Origin of the sequence: Streptomyces sp. NPDC050147, from assembly GCF_040660195.1 — a bacterium.
Taxonomy (GTDB): Bacteria; Actinomycetota; Actinomycetes; order Streptomycetales; family Streptomycetaceae; genus Streptomyces.
In genome coordinates this window covers 201,129-217,228 of the sequence record NZ_JBFALJ010000009.1, presented here as the reverse complement: position 1 = coordinate 217,228, position 16,100 = coordinate 201,129, and the positions used below count along the sequence as shown (strand labels likewise).

The 16,100-nt window shown below is 70.7% G+C and carries 15 protein-coding genes; 7 read left to right on the top strand and 8 right to left on the bottom strand.

The features are described from left to right. Positions 1-24: 24 nt before the first annotated feature. Together AB0I94_RS16865 and AB0I94_RS16860 are read right to left on the bottom strand one after the other, a co-directional pair. Positions 25-699 carry a response regulator transcription factor gene (locus AB0I94_RS16865; protein ID WP_363310324.1) on the bottom strand — a complete coding sequence of 225 codons (675 nt, stop codon included), beginning with the start codon at positions 697-699 and terminating at the stop codon, positions 25-27. Positions 700-820: 121 nt separating this feature from the next. Next, complete coding sequence (locus tag AB0I94_RS16860; protein ID WP_363310323.1) at positions 821-2,023, bottom strand: sensor histidine kinase; 1,203 nt, start codon at positions 2,021-2,023, stop codon at positions 821-823. Between the two features lie 162 nt (positions 2,024-2,185). On the opposite strand from AB0I94_RS16860, the gene AB0I94_RS16855 reads away from it, so the two are divergent. After that, positions 2,186-3,157: an SAM-dependent methyltransferase gene (locus tag AB0I94_RS16855; RefSeq protein ID WP_363310380.1), complete on the top strand. Its 972-nt coding sequence runs from the start codon at positions 2,186-2,188 to the stop codon at positions 3,155-3,157. On the opposite strand, the gene AB0I94_RS16850 is transcribed toward AB0I94_RS16855, so the two are convergent. Next, complete coding sequence (locus tag AB0I94_RS16850; RefSeq protein ID WP_363310322.1) at positions 3,122-4,273, bottom strand: NADH-quinone oxidoreductase subunit D; 1,152 nt, start codon at positions 4,271-4,273, stop codon at positions 3,122-3,124. The genes AB0I94_RS16855 and AB0I94_RS16850 overlap by 36 nt on opposite strands. 63 nt (positions 4,274-4,336) lie before the next feature. Here AB0I94_RS16850 and AB0I94_RS16845 point away from each other — a divergent pair, with 63 nt between their 5' ends. Together AB0I94_RS16845 and AB0I94_RS16840 are read left to right on the top strand one after the other, a co-directional pair. Beyond that, positions 4,337-4,855, top strand: coding sequence for a PH domain-containing protein (locus tag AB0I94_RS16845; RefSeq protein ID WP_363310321.1), 519 nt, complete (start codon positions 4,337-4,339; stop codon positions 4,853-4,855). Beyond that, positions 4,852-6,195 carry a PH domain-containing protein gene (locus AB0I94_RS16840; protein ID WP_363310320.1) on the top strand — a complete coding sequence of 448 codons (1,344 nt, stop codon included), beginning with the start codon at positions 4,852-4,854 and terminating at the stop codon, positions 6,193-6,195. Before AB0I94_RS16845 ends, AB0I94_RS16840 begins: the two co-directional genes overlap by 4 nt. Positions 6,196-6,315: 120 nt before the next feature. On the opposite strand, the gene AB0I94_RS16835 is transcribed toward AB0I94_RS16840, so the two are convergent. From AB0I94_RS16835 to AB0I94_RS16820, 4 genes are all read right to left on the bottom strand, one after another. Then, positions 6,316-7,317: a hypothetical protein gene (locus AB0I94_RS16835; RefSeq protein ID WP_363310319.1), complete on the bottom strand. Its 1,002-nt coding sequence runs from the start codon at positions 7,315-7,317 to the stop codon at positions 6,316-6,318. Between the two features lie 152 nt (positions 7,318-7,469). Continuing rightward, on the bottom strand, positions 7,470-8,444 hold the full coding sequence (locus tag AB0I94_RS16830) for an ABC transporter substrate-binding protein (protein ID WP_363310318.1): 975 nt from the start codon (positions 8,442-8,444) through the stop codon (positions 7,470-7,472). 80 nt (positions 8,445-8,524) lie between these two features. After that, complete coding sequence (locus AB0I94_RS16825; RefSeq protein WP_363310317.1) at positions 8,525-9,205, bottom strand: ABC transporter permease; 681 nt, start codon at positions 9,203-9,205, stop codon at positions 8,525-8,527. Then, the gene (locus tag AB0I94_RS16820) at positions 9,202-9,930 is read right to left on the bottom strand and encodes an ABC transporter permease (RefSeq protein ID WP_363310316.1); all 729 of its coding nucleotides are present in this window, start codon (positions 9,928-9,930) and stop codon (positions 9,202-9,204) included. The genes AB0I94_RS16825 and AB0I94_RS16820 overlap by 4 nt, the downstream gene beginning before the upstream one ends. A 132-nt stretch (positions 9,931-10,062) precedes the next feature. On the opposite strand from AB0I94_RS16820, the gene AB0I94_RS16815 reads away from it, so the two are divergent. Then, entirely contained in the window at positions 10,063-11,271 is a 1,209-nt protein-coding gene (locus AB0I94_RS16815; protein ID WP_363310315.1) for a betaine/proline/choline family ABC transporter ATP-binding protein, read from the top strand. 61 nt (positions 11,272-11,332) lie between these two features. Here AB0I94_RS16815 and AB0I94_RS16810 read toward each other — a convergent pair whose 3' ends face one another. Further along, complete coding sequence (locus tag AB0I94_RS16810; protein WP_363310314.1) at positions 11,333-12,451, bottom strand: alpha/beta hydrolase-fold protein; 1,119 nt, start codon at positions 12,449-12,451, stop codon at positions 11,333-11,335. A gap of 187 nt (positions 12,452-12,638) precedes the next feature. Here AB0I94_RS16810 and AB0I94_RS16805 point away from each other — a divergent pair, with 187 nt between their 5' ends. Genes AB0I94_RS16805 through AB0I94_RS16795 form a run of 3 tightly spaced genes read left to right on the top strand, consistent with a single transcriptional unit; the run spans position 12,639 to position 15,979 of the window. Continuing rightward, the gene (locus tag AB0I94_RS16805) at positions 12,639-14,552 is read left to right on the top strand and encodes a phosphatidylglycerol lysyltransferase domain-containing protein (RefSeq protein WP_363310313.1); all 1,914 of its coding nucleotides are present in this window, start codon (positions 12,639-12,641) and stop codon (positions 14,550-14,552) included. A gap of 30 nt (positions 14,553-14,582) precedes the next feature. Continuing rightward, positions 14,583-15,455, top strand: a complete 873-nt coding sequence (gene folP, locus AB0I94_RS16800) for a dihydropteroate synthase (protein ID WP_363310312.1) — start codon at positions 14,583-14,585, stop codon at positions 15,453-15,455. Beyond that, complete coding sequence (locus tag AB0I94_RS16795; RefSeq protein WP_363310311.1) at positions 15,452-15,979, top strand: nuclear transport factor 2 family protein; 528 nt, start codon at positions 15,452-15,454, stop codon at positions 15,977-15,979. Before folP ends, AB0I94_RS16795 begins: the two co-directional genes overlap by 4 nt. The last annotated feature ends 121 nt before the right edge of the window (positions 15,980-16,100 follow it).

Sequence of the window (16,100 nt, the reverse complement as noted above, 5' to 3'; positions counted from 1 at the left end):
GGCCCGGCCGCGGCCAGGCGGACGTCAGCCCGCGCCGCCGCCCGCCCGCACCAGCCCCGTCTCGTACGCCAGGACCACCACCTGCACCCGGTCCCGCAGGCCGAGCTTGGTCAGGATGCGGCCCACATGGGTCTTCACCGTGGCCTCCGACAGGACGAGCCGCGCCGCGATCTCCCCGTTCGAGAGCCCCTGGGCGACCAGAATCATGACCTCGCGCTCGCGCTCGGTGAGCCGCTCCAGCTCCTTGTGCTGGGGCTGCCCGCCCGCGTTCGGCAGCATCGGCGCGAAGCGGTCGAGAAGGCGGCGCGTCGTGGACGGCGCGACCACCGCGTCACCACTGTGCACGGAGCGGATCGCGGCGAGCAGCTCGCCCGGGGGGACGTCCTTCAGCATGAAGCCGGAGGCGCCCGCCTTCAGCCCCGAGAAGGCGTACTCGTCGAGGTCGAAGGTCGTCAGGATCAGCACCTTCGGCGGGTTCTCGTCCTGGCAGATGCGCCGGGTCGTCTCCACGCCGTCCAGTTTCGGCATGCGTACGTCCATGAGCACCACGTCGACCTCGGTCGTCCGCAGCGCCTGGAGCGCCTCGACCCCGTCGCCCGCCTCGGCGACGACCTCCATGTCCGGCTGTGCGGCGAGCACCATCCGGAACCCCGTGCGCAGCAGCGCCTGGTCGTCGACGAGCATGACGCGGATCGACATCAAAGGCCCTTTCGTGGATGTACTTCGTGAGCGAACGGATGTGCGTGAACGGATGTGCGTGAACGAACGGTGTGACGGCCGTGGTCAAGAGCGTATGGCGTGGACGTTTCGGTGACAGGTGTCAATTCGCGGGCTTGAGCGGGAGAAGCGCACTGATGCGGAAGCCGCCGCCCGGGCGCGGTCCCGCGTCCAGCGTGCCGCCGACCATGCCGACGCGCTCCCGCATGCCGATCAGGCCGTGCCCGCTGCCGTCGGCGCCGCCGTCCTCGTACAGCTCGTGCGGCGCGCCCTTGCCGTCGTCCTCGACGAGCAGCCCCAGGCCGTCGTCGAAGTAGACGAGGCGCACGCTCGCGCCGGTGTTCTCGCCGCCGTGCTTGCGGGTGTTGGTGAGCGCCTCCTGGACGATGCGGTACGCCGTGAGCTCGACGCCGCTCGGCAGCGGGCGCGGGGTTCCCTCGACCTTGAAGTCGACCGGAAGGCCCGCCGTGCGGACCTGCTCGATGAGCTCGTCGAGCTGCTCGACGTCGGGCTGCGGGACGTACTCACCGCTCTCCTGGTGCTCGCCGGTGCGCAGCACGCCGAGCAGCCTGCGCATCTCGGCGAGCGCCTGCCGCCCGGTGCCCGAGATGGTCTCCAGGGCCTGCTTGGCCTGCTCGGGGGCCGCGTCGAGGACGTACGCCGCGCCGTCGGCCTGGACGACCATCACCGAGACGTTGTGCGCGACGACGTCGTGCAGCTCACGCGCGATCCGGGCCCGCTCGGCGGCCACCGCGACCTTGGACTGCGCTGCCCGCTCCTTCTCCAGGCGGTCGGCGCGCTCCTCCAGCTGGGCGAAGTAGGCGCGGCGGGTGCGGATGGAGTCGCCGAGCACCCAGGCCAGAGCGAAGGGCACCATCTGGAAGATCGCGAAAAAGATGCTGCCGAAGGTGCTTATGCTCTCCTCCGGCCAGCGCAGCGAGGACAGCGGAGCCGCGCACAGACCGCCGATGAGGGCGAAGCGGGAGGCCCACTTCGTGCCGTCGGCCGACGCGGTGTAGATGATCACCAGCATCGCGAAGTCGGCCGGCATCGTCCGCACGTCGAAGATCAGCTGGGCCACGCCGAGAACGGCGGCGAGCACCAGCATCTTCTCGGTGTACTTGCGGCGCAGCGCCACCACGACGGACATGCCGAGGATGACGATGACGGAGAGAACCGCCGGGTCGTGGCCTTCCGCCTCGGCCATGGAGACGAGACCGATGCCGGAGACCCCGAGCAGGACGAGGGCCCAGAAGCCATCGACCCCGGTCGGGTGTCTGCGGAGGAAGTCATAGACGCGCTGCACGTAACCCAGCGTAGGCAGCGGGACGGCCCTGCGGGGTCAACCGGAGGTCCGATCCGTACCGCTCGCGTGTACTCCCCAAGGTGGAGGCCCGCATAGCCTTCTCGCGTGACGAACGAGGCCCGAGGTGAGCGGAGAGACGCGCGGCGTGGCTGGCGGGAGGCCATGGAGGCCGCCCTGTACGGGCCTGACGGCTTCTATCTGCGCCCCGAAGGACCCGCGGCACACTTCCGGACGTCGGTGCACGCGTCGCCCCTCTTCGCGGGCGCGGTGGCCCGGCTGCTGTGCCGCGTGGACGAGGCACTCGGCCACCCGGACGAGCTGGCCTTCGTCGATCTTGGCGCAGGCCGTGGCGAATTGACCGCGGGCGTCCTCGCCGCGCTGCCCGCCGACGTGGCGCCACGCGTGCGTGCCTGCGCGGTCGAGCGGGCGGGGCGTCCGGCGGGACTCGACCCACGCATCGAGTGGCGCGACCTGCCGCCCGCCGGCGTCACCGGCCTGCTCTTCGCCAACGAATGGCTGGACAACATCCCCGTGGACGTCGTCGAGGTGGATCCCGAAGGCCTGGTGCGGCACGTACTCGTCGGCGACGACGGCACCGAATCCCTCGGCGACACGGTGGAGGGCGCGGACGCCTCCTGGCTCGCGCGCTGGTGGCCGCTCGCCCCGGAGCCCGGTCTGCGCGCGGAGACCGGCCACCCTCGGGACGAGGCGTGGGCGACGGCCGTGGCGACGCTGACGCGCGGCCTCGCGGTCGCCGTGGACTACGCGCACGACCGCGCCGCACGGCCACCCTTCGGGACGCTGACCGGCTTCCGCGCGGGCCGCGAGACGGCGCCCGTTCCCGACGGCACGTGCGACATCACGGCCCATGTGGCACTGGAGGCCTGCGCGCTGCCCGGAGGTTCCCTGCTGACCCAGCGCGCGGCGCTGCGGGCGCTCGGCGTGAGCGGTGGCCGTCCGCCGCTCTCCCTGGCTTCCAGCGATCCCGCGGCGTACGTACGCGCCCTCACGCGCGCGGGAGAGGCGGCCGAACTGACCGCCGAGGGGGGACTCGGTGACTTCGGGTGGCTGACCCAGCCCGTCGGCATCCCCGACCCGCTACTTGTCGATGTCGCCGACCACGAAGAACAGTGACCCCAGGATCGCCACCATGTCGGCGACCAGCTGTCCCGGCAGCAGTACGGCGAGGGCCTGGATGTTGTTGAACGACGCCGAGCGCAGCTTCAGGCGGTACGGGGTCTTCTCGCCCTTGGAGACCAGGTAGTAGCCGTTGATGCCCAGGGGGTTCTCGGTCCACGCGTACGTGCGCCCCTCGGGCGCCTTGAGCACCTTCGGCAGGCGCTGGTTGACCGGGCCCGGCGGCAGCTCGGCGAGCCGCTCCAGGCAGGCGTCCGCGAGGTCGAGCGCGTTGTGGGTCTGCTCCAGAAGCACCTCGAAGCGGGCCAGGCAGTCGCCCTCCTGACGCGTGACGACCTTCAGCGTGTCCTGGAGCTCCCCGTACGCGAGGTACGGCTCGTCACGGCGCAGGTCGAAGTCGACCCCGGAGGCGCGGGCGATGGGACCGCTCACTCCGTAGGCGTGCACCGCCTCCGGGGAGAGCATGCCGACGCCGCGGGTACGCCCCCGGAAGATCTCGTTGCCGAGCACCAGCTTGTCGTACACGTCCATGCGGGAGCGGACCGACGCGACCGCCGCACGCGCGCGCGTGGACCACCCGGCGGGCAGGTCCTCCTTGAGGCCGCCCACCCGGTTGAACATGTAGTGCATGCGGCCGCCGGAGATCTCCTCCATCACGTTCTGGAGCTCCTCGCGCTCCCGGAACGCGTGGAACACCGGGGTGATTCCGCCCAGTTCGAGCGGATAGGAGCCGAGGAACATCAGGTGGTTGAGCACGCGGTTCAGCTCGGCGAGGAGCGTGCGCATCCAGACGGCGCGCTCGGGCACCTCCATGCCGAGCATCCGCTCCACGGCCATGACGACGCCCAGTTCGTTCGAGAACGCGGACAGCCAGTCGTGCCGGTTGGCGAGCACCACGATCTGCCGGTAGTCACGCGCCTCGAAAAGCTTCTCCGCACCGCGGTGCATATAGCCGATGACCGGCTCGGCCTGCTGGATCCGCTCGCCGTCGAGAACGAGGCGCAGCCGCAGCACGCCGTGTGTGGACGGGTGCTGGGGGCCGATGTTGAGCACCATGTCGGTGCTCTCCGCGGCGCCGCCGATGCCGAGCGTGGTCTCCGTCGTGGGGCTCATGCGCGCATTCTCTCGTACACGCGCTCCTACGCGACTGTCACCTCGGCTACGTACGCTTGAGGCATGGAAACGGGGACGGCGGGACCGGCACGCCCGGCACGGCCGGGAGAGTCAGACGCGGAGCCGGTGTGGAGAGGGCTGCCGCGGGGGGTGCTGCGGATGCGCCGGCTGCTCCTCGTCGCGTGGCTGGTGCCGCTCGCCGCGGCCGTCGGGGTGCTCCTGTGGACCTTCGCCGGACCCCCGTGGGCGGCGTTCGCGGCCGTCCCGCTCGCCTTCGTCGCATGGGGCTGGCCGATGCTGGAGCGCAACTGGCGGTCCTGGCGGTACGCGGAGCGGGCCGACGATCTCCTGATCAGCCGGGGCGTGCTCTGGCGCGAGGAGACCATCGTCCCGTACGGCCGGATGCAGCTCGTCGAGGTGACGTCGGGTCCCTTGGAGCGCTATTTCGGACTGGCCGGCGTACAGCTGCACACGGCGGCCGCCGCCACGGACGCCCGCATTCCCGGCCTCGTCCCCGAGGAGGCCGAGCGGCTGCGCGACCGGCTCACCGAACTGGGCGAGGCCCGCTCGGCGGGGCTGTGAGCGGCGTACGGGAGGTGGCGGGAGAGGAACACGCCCCGGGCGTCGAGAACGTACGAGAGCGGCGTCTGCACCCCGTCACGCCCCTGCGCCGGGCCTGGGCCCCGGTCGCGGTTCTCGTGGGATTCGCGGTGCACGACCCGGGTGGCACGCAGCGGCGGGTCTCCGAGCTCCCCGTGACCCAGCTGCTCGCCGGTGTCGCCGTCGTCCTCCTGGGCGGCGCCCTCTACGGCTTCATGAGCTGGTGGTTCACGCACTTCGCCGTCACCGACACCGAACTGCGCATCCGCACCGGACTGATCTTCCGGCGCACCGCGCACATCCGGCTCGACCGGCTCCAGGCGGTGGACGTGACGCAACCGCTCGCGGCCCGTATCGCGGGCGTCGCCAAGCTCAAGCTGGACGTCGTCGGGACGGAGAAGAAGGACGAACTGGCCTACCTGGGGCAGGAGGAGGCCTCTTTCCTGCGGGCCGAACTCCTCGCGCGTGCGGCCGGTTTCGCGCCCGAGACGGCCCGCGAGGTCGGCGAGGCGCCGGTCAACAACCTGGTGCACGTACACCCGCGCATGCTCGCGATCGCCCTGCTGCTGACCGGCACGACGTGGGCCTGGCTCGTCGCCACGCTCATCGTGCCGCCTCTACTGTGGCTCGCCACCCACAACCTGTGGACGGCCCTCGCGGCCGGACTGCCCATGCTGGGCGCCGCGTTCGCCGGCAGTGTGGGGCGGTACATCGCGGAGTACGACTGGAAGGTGGGCGAGTCTCCCGACGGCCTGCGCATCGACCACGGGCTGCTCGACAAGGCGCACGAGACGGTGCCTCCGGGGCGCGTGCAGACGGTGCGTGTCGTGGAGCCCTGGCTGTGGCGGCGACGCGGCTGGGTGCGGGTGGAACTCGACGTGGCGGGCTCGTCCAACGGCGTCCTGGTCCCGGTCGCGCCGCGGGAGGTCGCGGAGGCCGTGATCGCGCGCATCCTGCCGGGGGTGCGGGTGCCGGCCGCGGCCGAGCTCGTCCGCCCTCCCGCGCGGGCCGCGTGGTGCCTTCCGGTGTGGTGGAAGGGGTACGGCCTGACGGTGACGGACACGGTGTTCGCGGCGCGGCACGGTCTTCTGCGCCGCCGACTGTCCCTGGTCCCGCACGCGAAGGTGCAGAGCGTTCGGCTCACTCAGGGGCCCTGGGAGCGGTTCAAGGGAGTGGCGGACGTGCACGTCGACACGGGCGCCAACAAGACGGTGGCGGCGCGGTTGCGTCCCACGGAGGAGGCGCTCGCGCTGCTGTCCGCGCAGGCGGAGAGGTCGCGTACGGGGCGCAGGACGGCGCGGCCTGACCGGTGGATGGCGTGACGAAAGGGCTTCTGCCCCGACCCCGCCCCCGACGGTGGGGCCGAATCTTCAGCCCGTCCGGCGTTTGAGGACGAACTCGGCGGAGCCGGTGATGACGGCAACCAAGGCCCAGGGGCCCGACTACGCCCGCAGCGCCGTCCGCAGCTCCGCCACGTCGATCTGCTCCGTCTCGTCGTGTGCCGTCAGGTCGATGACCTGGCCCACTCCTCGCGCGGCATCGTCCTGCGGCGCGTTCTTGAACTCCGCCTCGGACTCCGCCTTGTGCACGGCGAGTGCCTCCTCGCCCACGACGTCCGCGAGGTCCACGTTCTGTACGGACTCCAGCGCCCCGGCGGTCGCCTCGCTCTTCGTGCCGAAGAAGTCGAAGCCGCCCTGGGCACTCTGGCGTCGCCTCTGCGCGGGCGGCGCGACGGCGACCGCGCGCTCATGCCCGCCGTGCCCCTCGGCCGCCCCGGGCTTCCCCCGCGCTTCATCCCCGTCCGCGCGCTGCCGGGGAGTCCCGCCCTGCGGGGAAGGCTTCGGAGTCAGCCGGTCGAGCGCCATGTTCGCCCGGTCGTACAACGACGGAGGCGCGATCGACCCCGGGCGCACGACGGGAGCCGGCGTTTCCGTACGGGCCCCGGGCTCCGCGCGCGTGGGGGCCGGCGGCAACGCCCGCGTCGGGGCGGACGCCTCGATGGCGAGCAGCCGCCGTCCCTCGAGCGCGCTCGCCCGCTCGGTCTCCGCCGTCGCGTACCGCCGCAGGAGCGCCGCGTGTTCGTTGCGCAGGGCGGCCAGCTCGGCCCGCTTGGACCGCAGCTTCGTCTCCAGCCGGCCCCGGATCTCGCGGGACTCCTCGAGGTCGGACTCGCACTCGGCTATGCGTTCCTCGTAACGCCATTCGTCGCTCTTGCGGGCCCGGCCCAGCTCGGCGACCTGCTTGCCGGCCGCCAGGTCCCAGCGGCGCATGACGACCGAGCCCACGACGGCCGCCGCGGCCGCGGCGGCGGCGAGGCCGCGGAGCACGACGGGTTCCGCGAACAGCCAGGCGCCACCGGCGCAGACAAGGGAGAGACCTGCGACCGTCGAAGGAGGAAGCAGCCTGTGCAGGGGTGGGGAATGGCGGTGACGTCCACGTGGCATGGCCAGAAACTTACCGCGCGTAGGCGAACTATGGTGCCCCGCCCGCCAAAATGAGAGCGTCACAGCGCTAACTCCTCACCCTTCACGGTCCTCTACAGCCACTCAACTCCACTTTCGGCCGAGCTACTTCGAGGATGCCCCTCCTTCCCGCGCTACTTCTTGATCAATCCCTTCGACTCCAGATACTCCCGGGCGACATCGGCTTCCTTCTGCCGCTCCACATCGACCTTCCGGTCGAGTTCCGCGAGATCCTCCGTCGTCAGGGCCTTGGTCAGCTTCCCGAGCGCGTCGGCTATCTCCTTGTCGCCCGCTTCCTTCGCGTTCACAACCGGAAGGATGTTGTCCGCGTTCTGCAGCTTCTTGTCGTCCTCAAGGGCCACAAGACCGAAGCTGTCGAGCGTCGCGTCGGTGGTCGTGGTCAGCACCACCTGGTCCGTGCCGTTCTTCACGGCCTGCTTGGACTGTGTGGTGCCGACGCCCTTGGGGTCGATTCCCGCGACATCGATGCCGTACGTCTTCTTGAGTCCCGGAGCGCAGAACGGCCGCGACTCGCATTCGTCACTCGCGGCGATCTTGACCTTCTCGCCGGACTTACCGAGATCGGAAAGCGTCTTGAGCTTGTGCTCCTTCGCGTATTCCTTGCTCACCGCGAAGGCGTTCTGGTCGACCGCTTCACCGACGGGAAGCACCTTCAGGCCCCGTGGTTCGGCCAGCTTCTTCAGTGCGGCCACCGTGGCGTCCACATCATTCGAGGCGACCGGCTTCGCCTTCGGGCCGTTCTTGCCGAGGTTGAGGAACTCCGCGAGCGTGGCCGCGTATTCGGGAGCGACATCGATCGAGCCCTTCTTGAGCTCGGGTTCGTACACCTCGCGGTTCTGTACGGTCTTGACCTCGGCGTCGTATCCCGCGTCCTCCAGCACGCCCGCATAGAGCTCGGCAAGCACCTTCTGCTCCGTGAAACGGGCCGACCCGACCACGAGCTTGCCCTTGCCGCCCGCCTTGCCCCCCTCGCCCTTGCCGTCCTTCTCCAGGCTGTCCCCGCCGCACGCGGTGAGCCCCGCGGTCAGCGCCACGACGGCCACGGCCGCCCCTGCCATCCGTCGCGCGCGACGCGTTGTGCTGTTCATGGGTGAACCACCATTTCGAAAGCTGCTGGGAACAGTGGCAACACTGCCCCTTGGAAACACGGAAAACCGCCGCCCGGAGATCACTGCGCGACCCTCGAACGCCCTCGCATGGGACTGAACACCTTCCCCACCACGACGAGGACCACCTCCACGAAGAGCGCGAGAAGCGCCACAAGGACCGCGCCCGCCACCACTTGCGGCGTGTTCTGGAGGTTGAAACCGGCGGTGATGATCCGGCCGAGGCCCCCCTCGCCCGCCATCGCGGCCAGCGTCGCCGTGGCGACGACCTGCACGCCCGCGGACCGCACGCCGGTCATGACCAGGGGGTACGCGAGGGGCAGTTCGACCCGAGCGAAGAGCTGGCGGCCGCTCATGCCCATCCCCCGGGCGGCCTCCACCACCGCCCGGTCGACCTCGCGCATCCCGATGTACGCGTTGGTGAGCAGCGGCGGCACCGCGAAAAGGACGAGCGCGATCAGCGTCGGGATGTCCCCGTGCTCACCGAGCGGGGTGAGCGTGAGCAGCACGAGCACCGCGAGCGTCGGCACCGCGCGCCCGATGTTCGAGATGTTCACCGCGAGGGCGCCGCCCTTGCCGATGTGGCCGAGATACAGGGCGATCGGCAGGGCGATCAGGCACGCGACGGCGAGACAGACACCGCTGAAGTAGAGGTGCTCGGCGAGGCGGTGCCACACCCCCTTCTCGCCCTGCCAGTTGGCAGCCGTGGTCAGCCAGTCGTACGCGCCGGTTATCGCGTTCATGCGGGTTCAGCCACCTTGGCCGTGCGCTCCGCCGGGGCGGAACGCTTCGTACGTATGCGAGGGACGCGGGTCCATGGCGTCAGCCACCGCTGGAGGGCGAGGAGGAGCAGGTCGGCGACGACGGCGAGGAGCACACAGAGCGCGGACGCGGTGAGCACCTGCGCCTTGAAGGTCGTGTCGAGGCCGTCGAGGATCAGCGATCCGAGGCCTCCGTAGTCGACGATCGCTCCTACCGTCGTCAGCGCCACCGTCGAGACCGTGGTGATACGGACACCGGCGAGCAACGCGGGCAGCGCGAGCGGCAGTTCGACCTCCCACAGCAGCCTCAGCGGGCCGTACCCCATCCCCTTGGCCGCGTCCCGTGCCTCGTCCGGCACTGCCTGGAGCCCCGCCAGGATGTTGCGCACCAGGATCGTCAGGGAGTACAGCACGAGGCCCGTGACGACCAGCGACGCAGAGAGCCCGAAGAAGGGCAGCAGCAGCGAGAACATCGCGAGCGACGGGACGGTGTAGAGCACGGTCGTCACGCCGAGGATCGGTCCCGCCAGGAAACGCCACCGCCGGGCGAGCAGCGCGAGAGGCAGCGAGACGGCGACACCGATGGCGACCGACGCGGCGGTGATGCCCACGTGCTGCACGGTGGCGTCGATCAGCTCCTGGCTGCGGGAGCGGACGTACTCCCCGCAGATCCAGTCGTTCGTCACCAGACAGTTCTGCTCGCTCAACCCGCCCCACTCCCCCCGAGTCCCGTTTCCTGAGGCCGTCTGGCGACCCTAACGCGGAGCACTGACAATCGCCGAGACTCGTCGTACTGGCGCAACATGGGCTTCACACAACGCCCGCGACAATGGGGAATCATGATCCGGTTCGAGCATGTCACCAAGCGGTACGAGGACGGCACCACGGCCGTCGACGACCTGTCCTTCGAGGTCGCCGAGGGTGAACTGGTCACGCTCGTCGGGCCCTCGGGCTGCGGCAAGACGACGACGATGAAGATGGTGAACCGTCTCATCGAGCCGACGGAGGGCCGGATATTCGTCGCGGGCGATGACATATCCACCACCGACCCGGTCCAACTGAGGCGCCGTATCGGCTATGTCATCCAGCAGGTCGGCCTCTTCCCGCACAAGACGGTCCTGGAGAACACGGCGACCGTCCCGCACCTGCTCGGTGTGAAGCGCGGCAAGGCCCGCGAGCGTGCCGCCGAACTCCTCGACCTGGTCGGTCTCGACCCCGCCACCTTCGGCGACCGCTACCCCGAACAGCTCTCCGGGGGCCAGCGCCAGCGGGTCGGCGTGGCCCGCGCGCTGGCGGCCGATCCGCCCGTGCTCCTGATGGACGAGCCCTTCGGCGCGGTCGACCCCGTGGTCCGAGAACACCTGCAGAACGAGTTCCTCCGCCTCCAGCAGGCCGTCCGCAAGACCGTCCTCTTCGTCACGCACGACATCGAGGAGGCGGTCCGCCTCGGCGACCGCATGGCTGTCTACGGGGACGGGCGCATCGAGCAGTTCGACACCCCGTCGACGATCCTGGGCGCACCGGCCAACGCGTACGTGGCGGACTTCGTCGGCGCGGACCGCGGCCTCAAGCGCCTGTCCGTGACGCCCATCGAGGAGGGCGACCTGGAGCAGCCGCCCGTCCTGCACCTGGACGACCCGCTGCCCGCGAGGCTCGACGCCCGCTGGGCCGTGGTCCTGGACGGTGAGAACAACCTGCACGGCTGGATCTCCGCCGAGCACGCGCACGGCGGCAAGGGGGCCGTCAGGGATCACGCCCGCCGCATGGAGGCCTGGCTTCCGGTGGGCGCCACGCTGAAGCAGGCGTTCGCCACGATGCTCCAGCACGACGCGGGCTGGATCGCGGTCATCGACAAGGACAGCGAGGTCCCGCCCGTCGCCCACCACCACCCTGCTCGAGACGCTTCGCGCCACACCTTCCGCTTCCTCGGCGTCCTCACCCCGGCCCGGCTGCACGAGGCGCTGCGCAGGTCGACGGCCGCTGACGCGCGCGACATCGCGCGCGGGGAGGTCGAGTTGGAGACCATCACGGCCATCGGCGGAAGCTGAAGGGCTGCTGCTCCGCGCTGAAGGGCTGCTCGGTGCTGAAGGGCCGCTCGGAGCTGAACGGCTACTTGCCGTTCAGCCTCCCGCTGATCCACTCCAGTGTCGCGGGGATCTCCCGGCGCCAGGTGTTGAAGTTGTGCCCGCCGCTGTCGAGCGTGATCGACGAGACCCTGGTGGGCGGCTGCACCTTGCCGATGAACTTCTCGGTGTCCGCGAAGTTGTCCTCTCCTTGTTTGCTGGTGGTGACAAGGAGGGACGTCTTGGGCGCCGGCATGTGGTCGAGGTACCACATGAGGTCGGCGCGCTGCTCGAGCTCCTTGTCGCCGTGGAAGAGATCACCCGTCGTCACGTCGATAGGCGCCCTGTAGTACGCGGAGAGGCCCGCCCCCGCCGCGTACACGTCGGGGTGGTGCATGGCGAGCTTCAAGGCGCAGTAACCGCCCGTGGAGTCACCGATGAGGCCCCAGCTCCCCGCCGTCCGGCCCGCCCTGTAGTGCTCGGTGATGGCGCCGGGCAGGTCCTTGGCGAAGAACGTCTCGGCCTGCGGGCCACCGGGGATGTCCACGCACTCGGTGTCGCGCGGCGGCGCCACGGTGGGCCGCATCATGACCAGGATCATCGGCTGCATCTTGTCCCGCTTGACCAGCGAGTGGGCCGTCTGCGGGTAGTGCAGGCCCTTGATCAGCGCCTCGGCGGTGCCGGGGTAGCCGGTCAGCACGACGGACACGGGGAACGTGCGGTTCTCGTACCGCGGCTGGAAGTACTCGGGCGGCAGGTAGACGTACGCGGGGCTCGCTATGTCCGCCTCCTTGCCGCTGACGACCACCTTCTGGATCTGGCCGCCGGTCGAGGGCCTGCCGCCGCCGGGCACGTTCACGGCCCGCGTGCCACGCACGTCGACGGGTGTCCCGCCCTCGGCGGGATCGTGGTCGACGACGACACCGGGGCTCGTCTCCTGGCCGAAGAGGTCCGCCCACGTGGCGTAGAAGCCGAACGCCTGGTTGGCGGCGAGGCCGACCGAGGCGAAGATCGCCAACTGGGTTCCGATCAGCAGCCCCACACGGCCGCTGACGGGCCGCCAGGACGTACGGGCCAGGCGCGGCCAGAGCCAGACCGTGCCGATGAACAGCACGACGGCGAGGACCACCGCCAACGCGAGAACCTTGTTGCTCGTCAGACCCATGGGGTGTTCCGCCTGCGCTTTCTGCCTGTTCCGTCGTTCTTTTCCAGCGGTTTTCCGGCCGGGAGTGAACCCGAGTCCCAGAAGGACCGTCCTAGAGGGCGCAATGTCGCCGGATGCCGTTTTGGTGCCGGAATCAAGCTCTCTCGCAGAACCACGGGATGCGATGTCTGTCAGGATAGATGCGGAAATGTCGGGTGGGGTTCCGGACAGTGAGGGCAGACGCCCCGAGGGACGGCGCCGTACCGGCGGACTCCGTGACGGCAGCCACAGCGGATTCGGCCGACTGCTCCGCGGGCCACGCCCCGAGTCCGTACCGAACCTCGTCGCCCACGCCTGCACCCTCGTGGGCCTGCTGAATGTAGCGGCCGGCGTCTTCCCGCGCTTCCGGCACAGCCGCATGCACGCGATCGCCGAGGTCCTGCCCGGCGCGCTCGGCCCCTTCGCCGCCGCCCTCGCACTCAGCTCCGGTGTCCTCCTGCTGCTTCTCGCACACGGCCTGCGCCGCCACAAGCGGCGGGCCTGGCGTGCCGCCGTGGTGCTGCTCCCGGCCGGTGCCGTCGCGCAGTTCGCCTACCGGCACTCGGTCATCGGCGTACTGATCTCGCTCGCCCTCCTGACGCTGCTGCTTCGCCACCGGGATCAGTTCGGCGCGCTGCCCGACCCGCGCAGCCGCTGGCGCGCGCTCGCCAACTTCGTGCTCCTCGGGGCCGGTTCCATCGCCCTCGGCCTCGTCATCGTCAGTGCCCACCCGGGCAAGGTCGTCGGGGACCCGAGCATCACGGACCGCCTCGCCCACGTCCTGTACGGCCTGTTCGGCTTCGAGGGGCCCGTCGACTACTACGGACGCACCTCTTGGACCGTCGCCTGCTCACTGGGCGCCCTGGGCCTGCTGACCGCCATCACCACCATCTACCTCGCCTTCCGCCCCGAGCACCCCGCCGCGCGCCTCACCGAGGACGACGAGGCGAAGCTGCGCGCCCTCCTGGACAAGCACGGCGCCCGCGACTCGCTGGGCCACTTCGCGCTCCGCCGCGACAAGGGCGCCGTCTTCTCCCCCAGCGGCAAGGCCGCGGTCACCTACCGCGTCGTCTCCGGAGTGATGCTCGCGAGCGGCGACCCGATCGGCGACGTGGAGGCCTGGCCCGGCGCCATCGAACGCTTCATGGACGAGGCCAAGGCCCACTCCTGGACGCCCGCCGTCATGGGCTGCTCGGAGACGGGCGGCGAGGTCTGGACGCGGGAGACCGGCCTTGACGCCCTCGAACTGGGCGACGAGGCGGTGGTGGACGTCGTGGATTTCTCCCTGTCCGGGCGTGCGATGCGCAACGTACGCCAGATGGTCAAGCGGATCGAGCGCAATGGCTACGAGACGCGCGTGCGGCGCGTGCGTGACCTCGGGGAGCGTGAACTGGAGCGGATACAGCGCGCGGCCGACGACTGGCGCGGCACCGACACCGAACGCGGCTTCTCCATGGCGCTCGGCCGCATCGGTGACCCGGACGACGGCGACTGCCTGATCGCCACTGCCCACAGAATCGAGGGGGCGGCGCGAAGCGCCTCAGGTAGGGCGGCGGCGGGAGACGGGTGGGCCGATGAGGAGCCGGGAGAGTACGGCGACCTGAAGGCCGTCCTCCACTTCGTCCCGTGGGGCAAGGACGGCGTCTCCCTGGACCTCATGCGCCGCGACCGCTCGGCCGACCCCGGCATGAACGAGCTGCTCATCGTGGCCGCCCTCCAGGCCGCACCGAGGCTCGGCATCGCACGCGTCTCGCTCAACTTCGCGATGTTCCGCGCGGCCCTCGCACGCGGCGAGAAGATCGGCGCGGGGCCCGTCCTGCGCGCCTGGCGGGGCCTGCTCGTCTTCCTCTCCCGCTGGTTCCAGATCGAGTCCCTGTACAAGTTCAACGCGAAGTTCCGCCCCCGCTGGGAGCCCCGCTTCGTCGTCTACCGATCCTCCAAGGACCTCCCCCGCATCGGCTTCGCCGCCATGCAGGCCGAGGGCTTCGTGACCCTCGCGATGCCCCGCTTCCTGCGCCGGGCAAGCGCACAACGCCGCCCCTGCCCGCACCGGACCGCAGAGCGCGAGGTCCGGGCGGCGTAGAGCCCGCCCGCTCGGGCCTAGGCTGGAGGCATGAGTACGTTGCGCGGGCGGGGAACGGTCGAAGGGCTGCCGGAATGGGGCCGCTGTGCGGTCATGGGGGTCGTGAACGTGACCCCCGACTCCTTCTCCGACGGGGGCCGCTGGTTCGACACCACGGCCGCCGTCAAGCACGGCATCGACCTCGTCGCCCAGGGCGCCGACCTGGTCGACGTGGGCGGTGAGTCGACCCGCCCCGGCGCCACGCGCGTGGACGAGGACGAGGAGCTGCGGCGCGTGGTCCCCGTCGTACGGGGCCTGGCGGCCGAGGGCGTGACGGTGTCGGTGGACACCATGCGCGCCACCGTCGCCGAGCAGGCACTCGCCGCGGGCGCCGTCCTGGTGAACGACGTCAGCGGTGGCCTCGCCGACGCACGCATGGTCCCCGCGGTCGCCGCCGCCGGTGCGCCCTTCGTGGTGATGCACTGGCGCGGCTTCCTCACCGACATCCACGCCACACCCGTCTACGAGGACGTGGTCCGCGAAGTCGTCGACGAGCTCCACGCGCGCGTGGAGGCCGCCATCGAGGGCGGCATCGCCCCCGAGCGGATCGTCATCGACCCCGGCCTCGGCTTCTCCAAGAACGCGGAGCACGACCTGGCGCTCCTGGCCCGCATCGACCGCCTGCGCGAGCTCGGCCACCCGATCCTGGTCGCCGCCTCCCGCAAGCGTTTCCTCGGCCGCGTCCTCGCCGGCCCCAAGGGCGCGCCGCCGCCCGCCCGCGAGCGCGACGCGGCCACCGCCGCGGTCTCCGCGATCGCCGCCCACCAGGGCGCGTGGGCGGTCCGTGTGCACGAGGTGCGGGCCACCGCCGACGCCGTCCGTGTCGCACACGCCGTGACCAGCGCGGCGGGCGGTCCTCAGTGACCAGGGCCAGGACCGACGTCGAACAGGTCGAGCTGGCCAACACGGCCTTCTACGAAGCACTGGAGCGCGGCGACTTCGACGAGCTCTCCGACCTCTGGCTGGACGCGGACACGGCCCCGGAGCCCGCCGACCTCGACGCCCGGGACGACGAGGACGCCGCGGAGGACGGAGACGAAGCCGCGATCTCCTGCGTCCACCCGGGCTGGCCGGTCCTCACGGGCCGCGGCGAGGTCCTCAGGTCGTACGCGCTGATCATGGCGAACACCGAGTACATCCAGTTCTTCCTGACCGATGTGCATGTCGGGGTGGCCGGTGACACCGCCCTGGTGACCTGCACGGAGAACATCCTCAGCGGCGGCCCGCCCCCCGAGGCGGGCGGCGAGCTCGGCCCGCTCGTGGGACAGCTCGTCGTCGCCACCAATGTGTTCCGCCGCACAGTCGACGGATGGAAGCTCTGGTCACACCACGCCTCGCCCGTACTCGCGGAAACCGACGACGAAGAGGGCGAGGACACACCCTCTTGAGTGGGTAGGGGCGTTTTCGGGAGGCCCCGCGGGCGAGGGCTGTCAGTGCACGCGGGTAGATTCGACCGAGGCTGGTGTGCCGACCGCACTCGGTGCAGGCCTGCCGATAACGACGATTGCA

Bases quoted from the DNA above. Each gene is read 5' to 3' on its own strand.
- AB0I94_RS16865 (WP_363310324.1), bottom strand. From the start codon at position 699: ATGTCGATCCGCGTCATGCTCGTCGACGACCAGGCGCTGCTGCGCACG.
- AB0I94_RS16855 (WP_363310380.1), top strand. From the start codon at position 2,186: ATGGAGGCCGCCCTGTACGGGCCTGACGGCTTCTATCTGCGCCCCGAA.
- AB0I94_RS16850 (WP_363310322.1), bottom strand. From the start codon at position 4,273: ATGAGCCCCACGACGGAGACCACGCTCGGCATCGGCGGCGCCGCGGAG.
- AB0I94_RS16845 (WP_363310321.1), top strand. From the start codon at position 4,337: ATGGAAACGGGGACGGCGGGACCGGCACGCCCGGCACGGCCGGGAGAG.
- AB0I94_RS16835 (WP_363310319.1), bottom strand. From the start codon at position 7,317: ATGCCACGTGGACGTCACCGCCATTCCCCACCCCTGCACAGGCTGCTT.
- AB0I94_RS16830 (WP_363310318.1), bottom strand. From the start codon at position 8,444: ATGAACAGCACAACGCGTCGCGCGCGACGGATGGCAGGGGCGGCCGTG.
- AB0I94_RS16825 (WP_363310317.1), bottom strand. From the start codon at position 9,205: ATGAACGCGATAACCGGCGCGTACGACTGGCTGACCACGGCTGCCAAC.
- AB0I94_RS16815 (WP_363310315.1), top strand. From the start codon at position 10,063: ATGATCCGGTTCGAGCATGTCACCAAGCGGTACGAGGACGGCACCACG.
- AB0I94_RS16810 (WP_363310314.1), bottom strand. From the start codon at position 12,451: ATGGGTCTGACGAGCAACAAGGTTCTCGCGTTGGCGGTGGTCCTCGCC.
- AB0I94_RS16805 (WP_363310313.1), top strand. From the start codon at position 12,639: ATGTCGGGTGGGGTTCCGGACAGTGAGGGCAGACGCCCCGAGGGACGG.
- folP (WP_363310312.1), top strand. From the start codon at position 14,583: ATGAGTACGTTGCGCGGGCGGGGAACGGTCGAAGGGCTGCCGGAATGG.